Below are 17,296 nucleotides of genomic sequence, written 5' to 3'. Positions count from 1 at the left end.
GTTCCGCTCGGTGCCGTGGAGGCGCAGACGCAGATTCCGGCCGTCACGGTCGAAGCCGCGGCTCAGCGCGCCCGTCCTGCGGCGGCTGCTTCATCGCGACAGTCAGGGGCGACACGCACCGCGCGCGCCAGTCGTCGCTCTCCGGCGCAGCAAGCTGCGCCAACCCAATCGGCCTCATCGAACGGCGCCACCGGTGAACGCGCCAACGGTCCGGTGCGCGGTTTCGTTGCGATGCGCAGCGGCACCGCGACAAAGACGGATACGCCGCTGATCGAAACTCCGCAGTCGGTATCCGTCGTCACCACCGACCAGGTCAGAAACCAGGGCGCGGTCTCGATCGGCGAGGCGCTGCGCTACACCGCCGGTGTCAGCGGCGACGTCAATGGTGGTTCGGATACCCGCTTCGGCGCGCTCCAGATCCGCGGGTTCGACACGACCATGTCGGGCCTCTACGTCGACGGCTTGCGGATTCCGTCCAGCAACTACGTGCATTTCAACGGCCTCGATCCCTACGGCGCCGAGCGCATCGAGGTTCTCAAGGGGCCGTCCTCGGCGATGTATGGCGGCAGCGGCACGGGCGGCATCCTCAACTACGTGACCAAGCTGCCGACGGCGCAGCAGTTCGGCGAAGTCTCGATCTCCGGCGGCAGCTTCAACCGCTATCAGGGCCAGTTCGACATGGGCGGTGCCGCCAACAAGGAAGGCACCGTGCTCTGGCGCCTGACCGGCGTTGTCCGCGACGGCGAAACCCAGGTCGACTTCACCAAGGACAACCGCGTTTTCATCGCGCCCGCCGTCACCTTCAAGCCGAACGAGGACACCACCATCACGATCCTGGCCAACTACCAGCGGGATCGGGCCGGGTGGGGCCTGCAGTTCCTGCCGGCCTCGGGCACGGTGTGGCCGAACAACGGCCGCACCATCCCGGTCTCGTTCTTCGCGGGCGTGCCGGGTTTCAACGCGTTCAACACCGAGATCGCGACGGCCGGCTACCAGCTCTCGCACAATTTCACCGACAACATCACGTTCCGGCAGAACCTGCGTTACGCCTATCAGCACAACGAGGAGAAGACCTTCTGGGGCACGGGATATACCGACGAGGCGGCGGGGCAGCTGGGGCGTTTCGGCAGCTACAGCAACTCGTACATCAACTCCTTCGCGGTGGACAACCAGCTGCAGGGCAAATTCACCACCGGCATCCTCAGCCACACCACGCTCGTCGGGCTCGACTATCGCAACACCACGTTTCGCGACACCGCCTTTGCCGTCACGACGTCGGCGCCTGAGATCAACGTCTTCAACCCGGTTTACAGCTACGACTGGACGCTCGGCGGCATGTACGACAACACTGGCGTCAAGCAGTCGCAGGTCGGCCTCTACGCGCAGGATCAGATCAAGCTAGGCCGGCTGTCATTCCAGCTCGGTGGTCGCCAGGATTTCGTAACAACGCAGCTCGACAGCGGTATTACCAACACCTCGTCCTCGAAGGATGCATCGGCCTTCACCGGCCGCGCCGCCGTGATGTACAATTTCGACAACGGCATCGCTCCGTATTTCAGCTATTCGGAATCGTTTCTGCCGGTGCTCGCAACCAGCGCGTCCGGACAGATGCTCAATCCCGAGACCGGTGTGCAGTACGAAGTAGGCGTCAAATACCAGCCGCTCGGATGGAATGCGCTATTTACCTTCGCGGCCTTCGACCTTACGCGAGACAACGTCGTCGTCTACGTGCCTGCAAGCACCTTTGCCGAGCAGACCGGACAGGTGAAATCGCGCGGCATCGAACTCGAAGGCACGATGTCAGTCGCCGACGGCTGGAACCTGCGGGCGGCCTACGCCTATATCGATGCCGTGGTCACGCAGGACCCGGTCAATGTCGGCAAGGCGCCGGTCACGGTGCCGCTTAACCGCGCTTCGCTGTGGAGCGACTACACGCTCCAGAACGGGCCGGCCGCCGGCCTTCAATTCGGCGGCGGCATTCGCTATGTCGGCGCGACCTGGGGCGATGATGCCAACACGTTCAAGGTGGGATCGGCAACCGTGCTGGATGCGCTCGTTGCCTACACCAGGGACAATTGGCGTCTGTCGCTGAACGTCACCAACCTCGCGGACACGCGCTATGTCGCGGCCTGCTACGGCCTGTCGGGCTGCATGTATGCCGAGGGACGGAAAGCCATCGGCAAGCTGACGTACCGCTGGTGAGTTCAATCTGAGGACGGTCGAGGGCGAATGCGAGCCGGACCGCTTGATGAGAGTAGACGACGATGAGAGCGATATTCGGCAAGCTGCATCGCTGGGCTGGACTGCTCACGGCCGGCTTCCTGTTCTTCTCCGGCATCACCGGCGCGATCATCTCGTGGGATCACGAGATCGACGACGTCTTGAACAGCCATCTGTTCGACGTCACCAGCAAAGGACCGGCGATCCCCTCGATCGAGCTCGCCAAGATCATCGAACAACGCGATCCCCACGCGCGCGTCGTCTACCTCTTCATGACGCCGGAGGAGGGTCACTCGCTCTGGTTCTTCGTCATGCCGCGGATCGATCCCACGACCGGCAAGCGTTACCCGCTCGACTACAATCAGGTCTTCCTCGACCCCAACACCGGCGCGGAGCTTGGTCGCCGCTACTGGGGCGCGGTCTGGCCTGTGACGCGGGAAAACTTCGTCTCGTTTCTCTACAAGCTGCATTACACGATGCACATCCCGGAGTTCTGGGGCAGCGATCGCTGGGGCATGCGCGTGCTTGGCGTGATCGCCATCTTCTGGACCATCGATTGCTTCGTCGGCTTCTATCTGACGCTGCCCTCGCGCCGGCGCGCGAGGGCAGCGCGGGCGCCTGAAGTCACGCGCCAGCTCGAGCGCGGATTCTGGGCGCGCTGGGCACCGGCCTGGACCGTCAAGACCTCCGGCAGCGCCTACCGGATCAACTTCGACATCCATCGCGCGTTCAGCCTTTGGACCTGGAGCCTGTTGTTCGTCATCGCCTTCACGGCGTTCTCGCTGAACCTCTATTTCGAGGTGTTCTCGCCGCTGATGAAGATGGTCTCGAACTATACGCCGACGCCTTATGAGCAGCGGCCTTATCGCGATCTCGACAACCCCATCGAGCCCAAGGTCACCTTCGCCGACATCGCCGCCCGCGCGGCGGCCGACGGCAAGGCGCGAGGCTGGACCATTCCGGTCGGCTCGATCAATTACGGCCCGGCCCATGGGGTCTACGCCGCCGCTTTCTTCCACCCCGGCGACGATCACGGCGCCGGCGGCGTCGGCCCGGCGCAGCTCTATTACGACAGCGAGGATGGCCGCCCGATCGGCGAACGGCTACCCTGGGTCGGGACCGCCGCCGATATCTTCGTCCAGGCGCAGTTTCCGCTGCATTCGGGACGGATCGTCGGCCTGTTCGGCCGCATCCTGATCTCGATCATGGGCCTCGTGGTTGCCGCACTCTCGGTCACTGGCGTCGTCATCTGGTGGCGCAAGCGTCGCGCCCGGGTCCGCGTTCGCGAAACCGCGGCGGTGCGCCTGAATGAGCGCCAACTCACGCCGGCGGAGTAGGGCTAGCCGAACCGATGTTCTGGAAGGCCCTGCGCGACACCGTGAATGGCAAGAACATGACCGGCCTGAGGCTCGATGCTCGACTGGCGCTGATCCAGGAACTTTCTTGCCGTCGTGACATACAGCGTCTTGAGATCGCTCCCTCCGAAGCACAGGCAGGTCGGATTGGTGACAGGCATCGCGATAATCGTGTCGATCCGCCCGTCCGGCCGGTATCGCACGACCCGGCCCCCGGAAAAGAAAGCCGTCCATAGCCCGCCGGCAGCATCGACGCACGCACCGTCGGGTCTTTCCTGAGAAGCGCTATAGTCTGCAAACAAGCGCCTGTTTCGGATCAAGCCCTCGTCGACATCAAAGTCGAACATCCAGGTGCAGTATCGCCGCGTGTCGGTGAAGTAGAACGTGCGATTGTCCGGCGAGAATGCAATTCCGTTCGTGACGATGACATCGCCGAAGATTCGCGCCACCTCGCCGTCGCCGGTCACACGATACAGCGCACCGTTCGGACGATGCAGCTGATTGTCCATGGTGCCGATCCACAGGCGGCCGCGGGCGTCGACGCGGCCGTCATTGAGGCGGTTGTCCAGGCCGCGTTCGACCTTGCAGAATTCGGCGGGAGGAGCTTTGTCGGAAACGCGGCGAGCGAGGCGCAGATCCTGCGCGAGCAGATGCGAGCCGTCCATCGTCAGGGCCTGGCTGCCGAGGAATTGGCCATCATGGGAGGCGAACTGATGGGTGCCCGTCACCGGATCGAAGGATTGATGACGCCTGCTGTCGATGTCGATCCACCACAGCTTGCGGGAGCGGTCGCACCACAATGGCGTTTCGCCGAGAATATCCGCGCTGGCGACCGCGGTCTCAACCCGATGCGCGGGGATCGTGTCCGGAGTCATTCAGGTATCCTGTTCCGGCCGTCGACAAAATTGATTGTTCTGACGGGAGAGGGCAGTCAGCTGCTCCAGGACGACAGCGCATGCGCGACGCAGCCATTGATATGGTCGGTGAGGACGGCCCTGGCCGTCTTGATGTCCCGCTCCAACGCGCATTCCAGCAGGGCCTTGTGCTGGTTGATCGTCTGGGCGCCGCGATAGCGCAGCGCATAGCGGAAATATTTGTCGAACACGACCGAGTGGGTGTGCATCAACTCACGCGAGCCGCAAGCAGAGATCAGCGCCTGGTGAAATTCGCCATCATAGCGCTTGCGGAGCTCGGGATCGTCGCCCTCCTTGAGCACGGTTCGCTCGGTGGCCGCCAGCTTGTGGTGCGCTGAAACCACACGGCCCTCCCACTCGACGTCGCCGGCGCGGAACGACTCAGCCATCGCGTGATGCTCCAGCAGGATGCGCAGATCGGCGAGCTCCCGCAGATTCTGGATCGAGACAGGCGCCACCTCGAATCCACGCTGGCCTTCGGCAACCACAAAACCTTCGGACGTCAGACGATTGAGGATCTCGCGCAGTGTGCTGATGCTGACGCCGTAATCTTCCTTCATGGCATCGAGCCTGAGCCGCCCGGATGGCGTGAGCACCCCGAAAATGATGTCCGACCGAATGCGCTGATAGCCGCTGTCGCCCGCCGACAGGGGCCGTTCATCAACTGCCGTCATGCTTTCGATCCCATCCGATCGCCGCCGCTCCGTGCGGAGGGCCGAACATCAATGTTGCCAGCATTATAGCAGACCGACGATCCCTGACGTCCAGCGAAATATCATATGAAATGGCGATCATCATTTGACATGTAAATTCATCTATGATCTCTAAATAGACAGAGGGCACGAAAGATAATGGCTTAAGCCGCGGTTCGTGCCCGCTCGCATAGGGAGGAAGCGATGAGCTTGTTGGTACGGGCGCTGTCTGCGACGGCGATCTGCGTGGCGCTGACGGTCGGTGCATCTGCTGCCGACGATGTTCAGGAGCGCACGATCAGGTGGGGCCACCTGAACAATACCGATCACCCCGTGAGCCAGGGCGTGCAGAAGTTTGCCGAGATCCTGCTCGCCAAGAGCGGAGGCAAGATGAAGGTCCGCGAGTTCGCGGCCTCGCAGCTCGGCAACGAATTGCAGCAGCAATCCGCACTGCGCGGCGGCACCCAGGAGATGCTGTCGGCCTCGACGACCTCGCTCGCGACCGTCATTCCAGAGTTCGGCCTCATCGATTTTCCGTTCCTGTTCAACTCGACGGAGCAGGCCGATGCTCTCGGCACCGGCAAATTCGGCAAGGCGATGCTCGACACGCTGCCGGCGAAGGGGCTGACCGGGCTGGGTTATTGGGGCCTTGGCTTCCGCAACGTCACCAACAGCACCCGCCCCATCACCAAGCTCGAGGACTTCAGCGGGCTCAAGCTTCGCGTCATTCCGAATCCGGTTTATCTCGAAAGCTTCAGCGCCTTTAAAGCCAACCCGGTCCCGATGGCTTTCGGTGAGCTGTATTCAGCGTTGGAGACACGCACCGTCGATGGCCAGGAGAATCCCTACACGGTCATCCTCTCGAACAAATTCTACGAAGTGCAGAAATTCGTTTCCGCCACAAATCACACCTTCACCCTGAACATCATCCTGGTGAGCAAGGCATTCTGGGACAAGCTGTCGCCGACAGAGCAACGCCTGATGCGCGAGGCTTATGAAGAAAGTCGCGGTTATCAGAAGGAGCAGACGCGCCTTCAGACGGAAAAGGCCTTGGCGGAGCTGCAGGCCAAGGGCATGCAGTACAATGCGATCGCTCCGGAAGAGACCGACCGTATGCGGAAGGCGGTTCAGCCCGTGGTCGAAAAGATCTCGGCCAACCTTCGTACCGAGACGGTGAAGCTCTTCAACGAAGAAGTCGAGCGCATCCGCAAGGACGTGAAGTAGCGGCCTTCTTCGTCACGCAGGCGGTGGAGCCGTCGGCTGGGCGGCTCCGCCCCTTTGATTTGCCCGGACGTTACCCATGGCGCGAGCTATCGACCTCTATTGCACGTTCCTGAAGGCCGTGATTGCCGCGTGTCTTGCAGTCATGGTGGTGCTGGTGTTCGGCAACGTCGTTCTGCGCTACGGCTTCAACTCCGGCATTGCGATCTCCGAGGAACTATCGCGATGGCTGCTGGTCTGGTTGACCTTCCTCGGCGCCATCGTCGCGATGCGTGAACACGCGCATCTCGGCGTCGATAGTCTGGTCCGGGTGCTGCCGGCTTACGGCAAGCGCATCTGCTTCGTCATCAACTATTGCCTGATGCTGTTTGCCGACTGGCTTCTGCTCTCGGGTAGCTGGCGCCAGACCATCATCAACATCGACGACCGGGCGCCGGCCACCGGCCTGTCGCTTGGGATTTTCTATGGCGTCGGTGTGATCTTCGGCGTGTCCGCCGGCGTGATCCTTCTCTACGACCTCTTCCGCGTGCTCAGCGGACAGGCCAGCGAAGCCGACATGGTGGCAGTCAAGGAATCGGAAGAGCACTGATGTTGTCGAACGGAACCTTGCCGGCCGGCGCTCACATCCTGCAGACCAGCGGGACCACGCCATGACGATCGCCGTCTTCACCTTTTCGCTGCTCGGCGCCATGGCGCTCGGCATGCCGATCGCGTTTGCGCTGATCGTCTGCGGCGTCGCCCTGATGAGCACGATCGACATGTTCGACGCCCAGATCGTGGCGCAGAACGTCATCAATGGCGCAGACAGTTTTCCTCTGATGGCGATACCGTTCTTCATGCTCGCCGGTGAGGTCATGAACAAGGGTGGCTTGGCTAAGCGCATCGTCAACGTCGCACTGGTCGCCGTCGGGCATTTTCGCGGTGGCCTCGGCTACGTCACCATCCTGGCGTCGTGCATTCTCGCCTCGCTGTCGGGCTCGGCCGCGGCCGACGCCGCGGCGCTGGCGGCACTGCTGGTGCCGATGATGGTGGCGGCGGGGCACAAGAAATCCTATGCAGCGGGCCTGGTGGCGGCCGGCGGCATTATCGCCCCCGTGATTCCGCCCAGTATCGGCTTCGTTATCTTCGGCGTCGCCGCCGGCGTCTCGATTTCCAAGCTGTTTCTGGCCGGCATCGTGCCCGGGCTACTGCTCGGGGCCGGGCTGTGCATCGCCTGGGCGTGGGTGGTGCGGCGGGAGGACCTGACGCCGCCGTCACGGGCCTCGTTGTCCGAGATCGTGACGGCCGTCCTCGATGGCTTCTGGGCGCTGATGCTGCCCGTCATCATCGTCGTCGGCCTGCGTTTCGGAATCTTTACGCCTACGGAAGCCGCGGTGGTGGTCGCCGTCTATTCGCTATTCGTCGCAACCTGCATCTATCGCGAGTTGAAGCTGTCCCAGCTCTACGACGTGTTCGTCTCCTCCGCAGTGACGACGAGCATCGTGATGTTTCTGATTGCGGCAGCTCTCGTGTCGTCCTGGCTCATCACGGTGTCGGAGATCTCGGCCCAGATCGTTCAGCTCCTGAAGCCGTTCATGGGCAACAACACGCTTCTGATGTTTGCGATCATGGCCGTGGTGGTGATCGTGGGAACGGCCCTCGACATGACGCCAACGATCCTCATCCTCACGCCGATATTGATGCCTATCGTCAAGGCCGCCGGCATCGACCCGGTCTATTTCGGCGTCCTCTTCATCATCAACAACGCCATTGGTCTCATCACCCCGCCGGTCGGCGTCGTGCTGAATGTCGTCTGCGGTGTCTCCAGGATCAGCATGGAGGAGATCGTCAAGGGCGTATGGCCGTTCATGATCGCGCAGCTCGTCGTGCTGTTCGCGATGGTGCTGTTCCCTGGACTGGTGACAATCCCGGCCAAGTGGTTTGGCGGCTAGAGCATGATCCGGAAAAGTGTGCAGCGGTTTTCCGAAAAGATCATGCTCAAACAATCACCTGAAGCGCGATGATTTCGTCGCGCTTTGGTCGCGTAGCGTTGGCAAGGAAAAGAGAGAAAAAATGACCGCGCGGATCATGATCCTCAATGGACCCAATCTCAACTTTCTCGGCATCCGGGAGCCCCACATCTACGGCTCGACGACGCTGAAGGAGATCGAAGCCAGCTGTCAGGCCTTGGCCGATCAGCTTGGTGTCTCGATCTCATTCCACCAGTCCAACATGGAAGGCGAGCTCGTCAATCTCGTCCAGTCCGCTCATGGCAAAGCGGATGCGATCATCATGAACCCCGCGGCCTATTCCTTCACCTCGATCGCGCTGATCGATGCGCTGAAGATCTTCGAAGGGCCGAAGATCGAGGTGCATATCTCCAACATCCATACGCGCGACGAGCTTCACCGCCATTCGATTACCTCGAGCGCTTGCACGGCGGTCATTTGCGGCCTGGGCCCCTACGGCTATCTCGCCGCGATGCTGGCAGCTGTCCAGCGGATCGGACAGTTGCCCGACACGATCCCGGCCGCTCTCCACGGGCTGGCGGCCGTCGGTAAGACCTGAGCAGGGGAGAGCGGAATGCGCGGAGCGGGATTTCTCGCCATTTGGAGCGACGTCGAGGCGCAGGATCTAACTGATTACCGGCACTGGCTGACGCGCGAGCACACCACCGAGCGCGTGACGACCAGGGGCTTTCTGGCTGCGCGTGTGTTGCGCGCCGTAAGGGCCGACATCAACCGCTTCTTCATCCTGTACGAGCTGGAAACGCCCGAGGTTCTCGATGGCGAGGCCTATCTGGCGCGCCTCAACGCGCCAACGCCGTGGTCGCGGCGGACCATGCCAAAGCTCGGCAATTTCATCCGGGGCGGGGGCGTCATGGTCGCGCGTGCGGGGCGGGGCGAGGGGGCAACGGTCATGGCCCTGCGGATCGAGAAGCTGCCTGGAGATCCGCAAGCAATGGCCCGGGCGCTCGTCGCTTGCGACGGGGTCGCCGCCGTGCAAATCGGCGCGACCGATCAGGCGCGGACCTCGGTCCCAACGGCGGAGAAGGGCATCCGCAAGAACGAAGGTTTTTTCGTAGGGCTTCTGCTGATCGAAGCGCTGGACGTGACGTCTTTGCAGGCCGCCCTTCACAAGGCGACTGAGATTGCACCCGACATCATGAACTACGCCGGCGAGCCGGAGATTTATCAGACCATGTTCGCGCTCGACGCCCGCATCGCGGACTTCGTTTGACGGGCAAATTCGCGCTAAAGTGAGCATGGCTTTACCGGCCAAGCGGCGCAAACCTATGCGGGCCGATGAACCTGCCGCAAGGAGAGGGCACAAAACTGGAGATCGCTCCCCACTCCGCGGACATCGAATGAGATTGCTAGTCCTGCTCTGCCTGCTCGTCGTTGCGGCGCCCGTCCATGCGGCGACACCCGAGCAGGTCTATCTCGACCTGCGGGATCGGTACATCGAGAGATTCTCCAAAGCCAAGGAGAGCGAGGAGATCTACAAGCAGCACGAGGCCGCCCTCAAGGAGCTGGCGGGCGTGCTGCGCGGCGTGGTGGGATCGGTTGCGATCAAGGGGCTGCCCGCAGAGGCCAAGTCGAACGTCGATACGCTCTTTCGGAGTGACATCGGCTTCGGCCATCTCGACGGGCTCAGTTTCGCGTCGGAAGGCGACAAGACCCAAGCCGTGGTGACCACGATGAGGCTGCTCAAGCACTGGCTGCGCGAGCATCACGAGGACCACATGCCGCGGGACATCGGCGCGGCGCTCAAGTCGGACCGCTTCTACTACAATGCGATTCAAGACGCCGCCTTTGCCATCTATGCGGAGCTGCCGATCGCCAAGCCAGCGGGCACGAGTGCCGCGGCCGCCGTGCTCGGCGTGCGCGGCAATGGCGGCCTGAAGGGGCCGCCACATGAAATCGACGTCGTCGCGGCCCGGGGCGAGAAGGTCTTCTTCATCGCTGCAAGCGACGCCGTGAAGACCGCCGAGATCCCGGCCTGCGAAAAAGTCTGGACGCAGATGATGGCCAGGAAGATTCCGCAGGATGCCATGGCCCGCGAAAACCGGGCGATGGAGGCCTACACAAAGTGCTTCGCCAAGGAAGCGCCAAGCCAGAGCTGGTTCGCCGCGGTCGTCAAGAAGGCGCAGAGCCAGTTGGAGCTGCTACCGCTGCGCTAACGCGGTCATCCAGCTACCTTTGAGGCCTACAGCGTTGCGCAGCCATGGCAGAATGCGCAATCGGAAATTGCAGCTTGTCCTCCAGACGCAACCAAGGCCAGAGCGGCGCGACATGGCCCAGTCCGCATCGACGAGGTCGTCGGCGCGCAGTGCTCGGATTCGGCAACGCCCATGGAACTCGGTCGCGACGAGGGGGTTGCATTGCGGTTGGAACCGAACGGGTAGAACACTTGAATCGCCGACAATTCCTGGAAGCCTCGGCATTGGCGCCGTTGGCGACATTCCTACCTGGCGCAGTCTCTGCGGCGCACGCCGCGGAGGTGCCGTTTGGTCCCTCTTATGTCCGCGAGCTTGCCCGCAATTTGGCGAGCAAGCCCTTTGCGCCACCAGAGGAAAAGGTCCCGGACGCGCTTAAGGATCTCACATACGATCAGTACCGCTCAATCCGCTTTCTGCCGGAGCGCGGGCTTTGGCGCAGCGAGAAGCTGCCCTTCGAGGTCCAGTTTTTCCACCGCGGCTTTTTCTATAAAAGCAGGGTCGACATCTACGAGGTCTCCGGCGGACGAGCCGTACCGATCCGGTACCGGCGCGACGATTTTGCATTCGGCGACAATATCGGCCAGATACCGGACGCCGATCTCGGATTTGCGGGCTTTCGCATTCACGCCCCGATCAATCGGGCCGATTATTACGACGAGGTTTGCGCCTTTCTCGGTGCCAGCTACTTCCGTGCCGTTGCCAAAGGCGAGAGCTACGGCCTGTCCGCGCGCGGCCTGTCGATCGATACCGGCGAGAGCAAGGGAGAGGAATTTCCCGTCTTCAAGGCCTTTTGGCTGGAGAAGCCCGCGCCGGGTGCCACATCCGTCGTGGTACACGCACTGCTCGACAGCAAGAGCGCCGCGGCAAGCTACCGCTTCACGATCAGGCCGGGCGCACCGACGGTCTTCGATGTGGAAATGTCGCTCTATCCGCGGGTCGACCTGCAGCATGCCGGTCTGGCGCCCATGACGAGCATGTTCTTTTTCGGTCCGAACGACCGACAGGATGTCGACGACTTCCGCCCTGCGGTGCACGACTCCGATGGGCTTGCCGTGTTCAACGGAAAGGGCGAGCAACTCTGGCGTCCTCTGAACAATCCACGCGATCTGCAGGCCAGCACATTCAATGACCTCAATCCTCGCGGCTTCGGCCTGATGCAGCGGGAGAGAAACTTCTTTGCCTACGAGGATATCGAATCGCGCTTTGAACGTCGCCCGAGCCTCTGGGTCGAACCGATCGGAGATTGGGGGGAGGGCAGTGTGGTCCTGTTTGAAATCCCGACCAAGGAGGAAGTTCACGACAACATCGCGGCGTTCTGGCGCCCGAAAACGGCTCTCCAGGCCAAGAGCGAAAACAACTACACCTATCGTCTGCACTGGGGTCCGGACGCGCCGAAGCCCAATTCCCTGGCCCGGTTCACCCGCACAGGCGTTGGCGCGCGCGGCGACGACAGCAAATTGTTCGTACTCGAACTCGCCGGCGACACGCTGAAGCAGGTCAATCCTGACCAGGTGAGGGGTGCCGTCAGGGCTGACAAATCCGAGATCAAGAACGTCGTCACACAGCCAAACCCGGAAACCGGCGGCTGGCGCCTGAGTTTCCAATGCGCCGTGAAGGATGCACCGATCGAGTTGAGGGCGGTATTGATGCAGGGCGATCAACCCATATCCGAAGTCTGGGTTTACCGATGGGCGCCCTGACGACGTCGCCTGCGCTCTCGCCTGACCTTGGCGTTCGCTATCTTCCCGATGAAACGCCTCTCCCGATGCAGCCTTGCCGATTGGACGGGACCAATCGTGCCGATCCGGCGCGACTGCGGACCACCCCTGCCGTTGCGGCGCGGCGCCTGTTCATTCTCGGCGGAACGGTCGCGATTACCGCTGCGGGCGCCTTTGAGATGTACGATGTTCTCAAGGTTGGTGGCGTCACAGTCCTCGAAGGCACGGTGTTTGGGCTGTTTCTCGTGCTGCTCGCCTGGATCGCGTTTTCGTTCGTGTCTTCAGTAGCGGGTTTTTTTGTGCTCCTACGGGGCCGACCGGATGTGCTTCCCATTGACAGCGACGGTCCACTGCCAGCGCTCTCCGGCCGAACAGCCATGCTGTTGCCGACCTATAACGAGGATCAGCACCATCTCATGGCGCGACTCCGCGCCATGTACGAGTCGGTCGGCGACACCGGACAGGCCTCGTTGTTCGATTGGTTTCTGCTCAGCGACACGACAGACCCGGACATCTGGATTGCCGAGGAGCTTGCGTTTCTGCAACTGCAGCGCAACTGCGGTCCCGGCCATCTCTACTACCGTCACCGATCCGACAACACCGCCCGAAAATCCGGCAACATCGCCGAATGGGTGAGGCGGTTCGGGGGCGCCTACGACTACATGATCATCCTTGACGCGGATAGTCTGATGAGCGGGGAGACCATCGTTCGGCTGGCGGGGGCGATGGAAGCAAATCCGCAAGCCGCGCTGATTCAAACGCTTCCGATCGTCGTCAATGCGCGGACCCTGATTAGCCGGCTTCAGCAGTTCTCGGGTCGTCTGTACGGTCCTCTGATTGCGGCCGGGAACGCCTGGTGGCACGCCTCCGAGGGCAACTACTGGGGACATAATGCAATCATCCGGGTGCAGGCTTTTGCGCAAGAGGCGGGCTTGCCCGAATTGCGCGGGAGGAAGCCTTTCGGCGGGCACATCCTCAGCCACGATTTTGTGGAAGCCGCACTGATGCGACGGGCGGGGTGGGGGATTTTCATGGCCCCGGATCTCGGCGGGAGTTTCGAAGAGGTGCCACCGTCGCTTCTGGACTTCGCGGCGCGAGACCGTCGCTGGTGTCAGGGCAACCTCCAGCATCTTGCCGTTCTGCCGGCCCGGGGCCTGCATTGGGTCTCCAGGCTTCACCTGTTGACCGGGATCGGCTCTTACCTGACCGCCCCGCTATGGCTGCTGTTTCTACTGCTCGGAATCCTGATCTCCTTGCAGGCCTATTTCGTCAAGCCGGAGTACTTTCCCAAGGGCTTTTCGTTGTTTCCTACCTGGCCCGCACAGGATCCCGTGCTTGCCGCCTGGGTCTTCGCCGCGACAATGGGCCTCCTCATCGTGCCCAAATTGCTAGCCTACGTCGTTCTGCTCACCAGGCGCACGGAACGGCAGGCCTTCGGTGGCGGATTTCGCGTGCTCCTGGCGGTGGTCGCCGAGAGCCTGCTTGCCGCCCTGATCGCCCCATCCATGATGATCTTTCAATCCACCGCCGTGGCGGAGATCCTGCTGGGGCGTGACGCGGGCTGGCAAGTGCAACGGAGAAGCGATGGCAAGATCACGCGCGATGAAGTCTATCGCAAATTCACGCTGCCGACCCTGTGCGGTCTGGCAATGGCGGCAAGCGCCTACGCCGTGTCGCTTCCGCTGCTGCTCTGGATGTCGCCGGTGATCATCGGCCTGGTTTGTGCCATTCCGATCGGTATCGTCACATCGACAGCACCGCGAATGGCGCACCTGTTTGCGACTCCGGAGGACAATCGCGCGCCGGCACTGCTGGAGAGGGCGAGAGAGCTTGCCAGCCTGGATCGGATCGAGGCACACGGGGCTCTGACCGAACTTAGGCAGAACCGCGCGTTGCTGGGACCGCACATCCAGTCCCTCGAAACGCCGCCTCGCAAATCGAGCCGGATCGACATGGACCTCGCGATCGCCCGTGCCAAGATTGAGCAGAGCGACGATTTCGAGGAAGTCGTCAGCAACCTCAGTGCACGCGAAACCCTTGCCGTGCTCAAGCACCGGCACGCCCTTGAGCAAGTCATGCGAATGCCGCGAGCTACCACTTCCGCGGAAGTCTAAAGCATGATCCGGAAAAGTGCGCAGCGGTTTTCCGAAGAGATCATGCTTAAACAATAACCTAAAGCGAGATCGTGATTCATCCTGATCGCATCGCGCTTTAGTCACGGCGTTGTAGGTCAGGGCGTTGACGACCCAGCCGGGCTTGGGCCCAGGATGAAATGTCTCCTGTAAGCGCGGCGAGTGGTGCCAGCCTACAGCGCACTGCCACCAACATTCCAGCCGCGGCCGCCCTCACCAAAAATCTCATAGCCCGTCGGCGTCACCGCCACCGTGTCCTCAAGCTTGATGAAGCCGCGCTTCGGATGCTTCATCGTGGTCTCGATCGACACCACCATGCCGGCTTCGAGCGGGAGGCGGGCGTCGGCGTCGTCGTAGGGAACCGGACCCTTGGCAGTCAGGCGAGGGGCCTCGTGGCTGACGAGACCCATGCCGTGGGCGAGGAAATCGGTGGAGTCGCGGTTGCTGATGTGGGCGAGCTGCCGCTCGGCCGCGACGTAGATGTCGCCCCCCATGGCGCCCGGGCGGACCGCGGCGAAGGCGGCGCGCTGCACCGCCTCGATCTCGGCCAAACAATCCTTCAGCTGGGAATCGGGATCTCCCAGCACGGCCATGCGCGCGAGGTCGCCGATATAGCCGTGATAATTGCCGCCTGAATCCAGCGACAGCACGTCGCCTTGCTCCCAGCGCTGGGCCGAGGGCGCCCGGTTGTGGCTGTTGCCGCAGGCAAGCAGGCAATATTCGAAGGTCAGGCCACGGCTGGCTTCGGCGATGCGCAAGGCGTCCGACAATTGCTGCTTGGTCGTGCCCGGCCCGTGTCCGGCGATCACCTCCAGCATGGAGGCGATGACCAGTTCGGACGCGGTCTTGAGTTTCGCAAGCTCCTCCGCGGACTTCACCGCCCGCAACCGTTCCAGGATCAGGAGGGCATCCTTGAGCTCGGCGCCGGGCAGGGCGTCGGCCAGCGCCCGGCCCGCATCCATCGGCAGGAACGCCATCTCGACGCCGACCCGCTTCAAGGGCACGCCGGCGTCGCGGATCAGGCTTACGGCCCGCGTGATCGCATCGACCGAGCCGTTGGACTCGGTCCGGACCTGCGCCACCCATGGCGGCGCAACGGCGCGCTGATGGGTCTCCAGCCGATGCCCGACATAGACCGCATGCTCCGGCGCACCCTTGGGATAGACCAGGACCGGCAGATAGCGACTGACGCCGAGCGCGTCCATGTAGTCGAAAAAGATCGCGCGGTCGGCACCCAGCAGGTACTGCACATTGTGCTTGGAGGTCGCGACCAGCACGTCGAGGCCGGCCGCTTCCATCAGACGATCGAGCTTGGCGGCATCGAATGGAATGGCGCGCGAGCGGCCTGCGCGGGCGGCGTTCTCTTGCATGACGAACCTCCCATGTGGTGCGGCTTGGATGCCTGCACTCGTTCTCCGACGACAATTCTGGGCCGGGAGCGGGGTTCTCGGTACCCATGGATTTGGCCGGGCTGATCTGCACAGGCCCACATCCGTGATTCGCATAAGGTATATTATGGAATATATTTATATACAATCAGATCAGATATTTAGATGGAATGTCTGTCATCGCACCTTCGCCCGGGCCCAATTTCGGCCTGCGCCTCGACCGTCACCTCGGCTCTTGCCGGCTACTGTGGATGGGGCTGTTTTTCAGATCTAGAATCGGATCGATCTCTCCGAAAGCCGATATTGCCGTGACCTTGTCCGGCTGCAATAAGCGAGGCCTCGCGAGATCGCAGATGACCTTCTGACCCGACGTCCGTATAGGTTTGCGTCTCAGAACAACAACAAACCTCCGAGGAAGCAGACCCATGAGCTTTTCCCGACGCACGCTTCTCAAGGCCTCCGCCGCGACCGCGGTCCTGGGCGGAATCGGTGCGCCCCATGTGGCCCGCGCCCAGAGCGCCGAGTTCACCTATAAATACGCCAACAACCTGCCCGACACCCATCCGCTGAACGTCCGCGCCAAGGAGATGGCGGCGGCGATCAAGAGCGAAACGAACGGCAAGTTCGACCTCCAGATCTTCCCGAACAACCAGCTCGGGTCCGACACCGACATGCTGAGCCAGATCCGCTCCGGCGGGGTCGAGTTCTTCACGCTGTCCGGCCTGATCCTGTCGACCCTGGTGCCGGCAGCGTCCATCAACGGCATCGGCTTCGCATTCCCGGACTACGACACGGTCTGGAAGGCCATGGACGGCGATCTCGGCGCCCACGTCCGCGGCGAGATCAAGAAGGCCGGCCTCGAGGTCATGGACAAGATCTGGGACAACGGCTTCCGCCAGACCACCTCGTCGAGCAAGCCGATCACCGGTCCCGACGACCTCAAGGGCTTCAAGATCCGCGTGCCGGTGTCGCCGCTGTGGACCTCGATGTTCAAGGCGTTCGATGCGGCGCCCGCGTCGATCAATTTCAGCGAGGTCTATTCGGCGCTCCAGACCAAGATCGTCGAAGGCCAGGAGAACCCGCTGGCGATCATCTCGACCGCCAAGCTCTACGAGGTGCAGAAGTACTGCTCGCTGACCAACCACATGTGGGACGGCTTCTGGTTCCTTGCCAACCGCAGAGCCTGGGAAAAGCTGCCGCAGGACGTGCGCACCATCGTCGCCAAGAACATCAACGCCGCTGCCGTTAGGGAACGTGAGGATACCGCCAAGCTCAATGCCAACCTGCAGCAGGAGCTCGCGACCAAGGGCCTGACCTTCAATCAGCCGACCGTGGCCCCGTTCCGCGACAAGCTGCGGTCCGCCGGCTTCTATGCCGAGTGGAAGGGCAAATATGGCGACCAGGCCTGGGATCTGCTGGAAAAGGCCGTGGGCAAGCTGTCGTAACGCGTCGGGC

At 62.3% G+C, this 17,296-nt stretch carries 14 protein-coding genes; 11 read left to right on the top strand and 3 right to left on the bottom strand.

What is annotated here, in order from left to right; genetic code table 11:
• Positions 1-213 precede the first annotated feature (213 nt).
• Positions 214-2,202: a TonB-dependent siderophore receptor gene (locus IVB28_RS15790; RefSeq protein WP_247528559.1), complete on the top strand. Its 1,989-nt coding sequence runs from the start codon at positions 214-216 to the stop codon at positions 2,200-2,202.
• Positions 2,203-2,264: 62 nt separating this feature from the next.
• Complete coding sequence (gene fsrB / locus IVB28_RS15785; protein WP_247527377.1) at positions 2,265-3,557, top strand: siderophore utilization protein FsrB; 1,293 nt, start codon at positions 2,265-2,267, stop codon at positions 3,555-3,557.
• 2 nt (positions 3,558-3,559) lie between these two features.
• On the opposite strand, the gene IVB28_RS15780 is transcribed toward fsrB, so the two are convergent.
• Positions 3,560-4,450, bottom strand: a complete 891-nt coding sequence (locus IVB28_RS15780; protein ID WP_247527376.1) for an SMP-30/gluconolactonase/LRE family protein — start codon at positions 4,448-4,450, stop codon at positions 3,560-3,562.
• Between the two features lie 56 nt (positions 4,451-4,506).
• Positions 4,507-5,163, bottom strand: a complete 657-nt coding sequence (locus IVB28_RS15775) for an FCD domain-containing protein (protein ID WP_247527375.1) — start codon at positions 5,161-5,163, stop codon at positions 4,507-4,509.
• 222 nt (positions 5,164-5,385) lie between these two features.
• Between IVB28_RS15775 and IVB28_RS15770 the strand changes: the two genes are divergently transcribed.
• The 8 genes from IVB28_RS15770 (at position 5,386) to mdoH (ending at position 14,435) form a co-directional block, all read left to right on the top strand.
• Positions 5,386-6,405 carry a TRAP transporter substrate-binding protein gene (locus tag IVB28_RS15770; RefSeq protein WP_247527374.1) on the top strand — a complete coding sequence of 340 codons (1,020 nt, stop codon included), beginning with the start codon at positions 5,386-5,388 and terminating at the stop codon, positions 6,403-6,405.
• 76 nt (positions 6,406-6,481) lie between these two features.
• The gene (locus tag IVB28_RS15765) at positions 6,482-6,991 is read left to right on the top strand and encodes a TRAP transporter small permease (RefSeq protein WP_247527372.1); all 510 of its coding nucleotides are present in this window, start codon (positions 6,482-6,484) and stop codon (positions 6,989-6,991) included.
• 61 nt (positions 6,992-7,052) lie between these two features.
• Positions 7,053-8,333, top strand: a complete 1,281-nt coding sequence (locus tag IVB28_RS15760) for a TRAP transporter large permease subunit (protein ID WP_247527371.1) — start codon at positions 7,053-7,055, stop codon at positions 8,331-8,333.
• A gap of 121 nt (positions 8,334-8,454) precedes the next feature.
• Positions 8,455-8,949, top strand: coding sequence for a type II 3-dehydroquinate dehydratase (aroQ, locus tag IVB28_RS15755; RefSeq protein WP_247527370.1), 495 nt, complete (start codon positions 8,455-8,457; stop codon positions 8,947-8,949).
• Between the two features lie 15 nt (positions 8,950-8,964).
• On the top strand, positions 8,965-9,621 hold the full coding sequence (locus IVB28_RS15750; RefSeq protein WP_247527369.1) for a hypothetical protein: 657 nt from the start codon (positions 8,965-8,967) through the stop codon (positions 9,619-9,621).
• Between the two features lie 127 nt (positions 9,622-9,748).
• Complete coding sequence (locus IVB28_RS15745) at positions 9,749-10,564, top strand: hypothetical protein (RefSeq protein ID WP_247527368.1); 816 nt, start codon at positions 9,749-9,751, stop codon at positions 10,562-10,564.
• A 230-nt stretch (positions 10,565-10,794) separates the two neighbouring features.
• On the top strand, positions 10,795-12,303 hold the full coding sequence (locus IVB28_RS15740) for a glucan biosynthesis protein G (RefSeq protein ID WP_247527367.1): 1,509 nt from the start codon (positions 10,795-10,797) through the stop codon (positions 12,301-12,303).
• Complete coding sequence (mdoH, locus tag IVB28_RS15735) at positions 12,291-14,435, top strand: glucans biosynthesis glucosyltransferase MdoH (protein ID WP_247527366.1); 2,145 nt, start codon at positions 12,291-12,293, stop codon at positions 14,433-14,435. The genes IVB28_RS15740 and mdoH overlap by 13 nt, the downstream gene beginning before the upstream one ends.
• 191 nt (positions 14,436-14,626) lie before the next feature.
• On the opposite strand, the gene IVB28_RS15730 is transcribed toward mdoH, so the two are convergent.
• On the bottom strand, positions 14,627-15,823 hold the full coding sequence (locus IVB28_RS15730; RefSeq protein ID WP_247527365.1) for a Xaa-Pro peptidase family protein: 1,197 nt from the start codon (positions 15,821-15,823) through the stop codon (positions 14,627-14,629).
• Positions 15,824-16,266: 443 nt separating this feature from the next.
• Between IVB28_RS15730 and IVB28_RS15725 the strand changes: the two genes are divergently transcribed.
• Complete coding sequence (locus IVB28_RS15725) at positions 16,267-17,286, top strand: TRAP transporter substrate-binding protein (RefSeq protein ID WP_247527364.1); 1,020 nt, start codon at positions 16,267-16,269, stop codon at positions 17,284-17,286.
• Positions 17,287-17,296: the final 10 nt, after the last annotated feature.

This window comes from Bradyrhizobium sp. 199 (genome assembly GCF_023073355.1).
GTDB lineage: Bacteria > Pseudomonadota > Alphaproteobacteria > Rhizobiales > Xanthobacteraceae > Bradyrhizobium.
The sequence above is the reverse complement of the archived record's forward strand: the minus strand, read 5'-3'. Positions and strand labels throughout refer to the sequence as shown.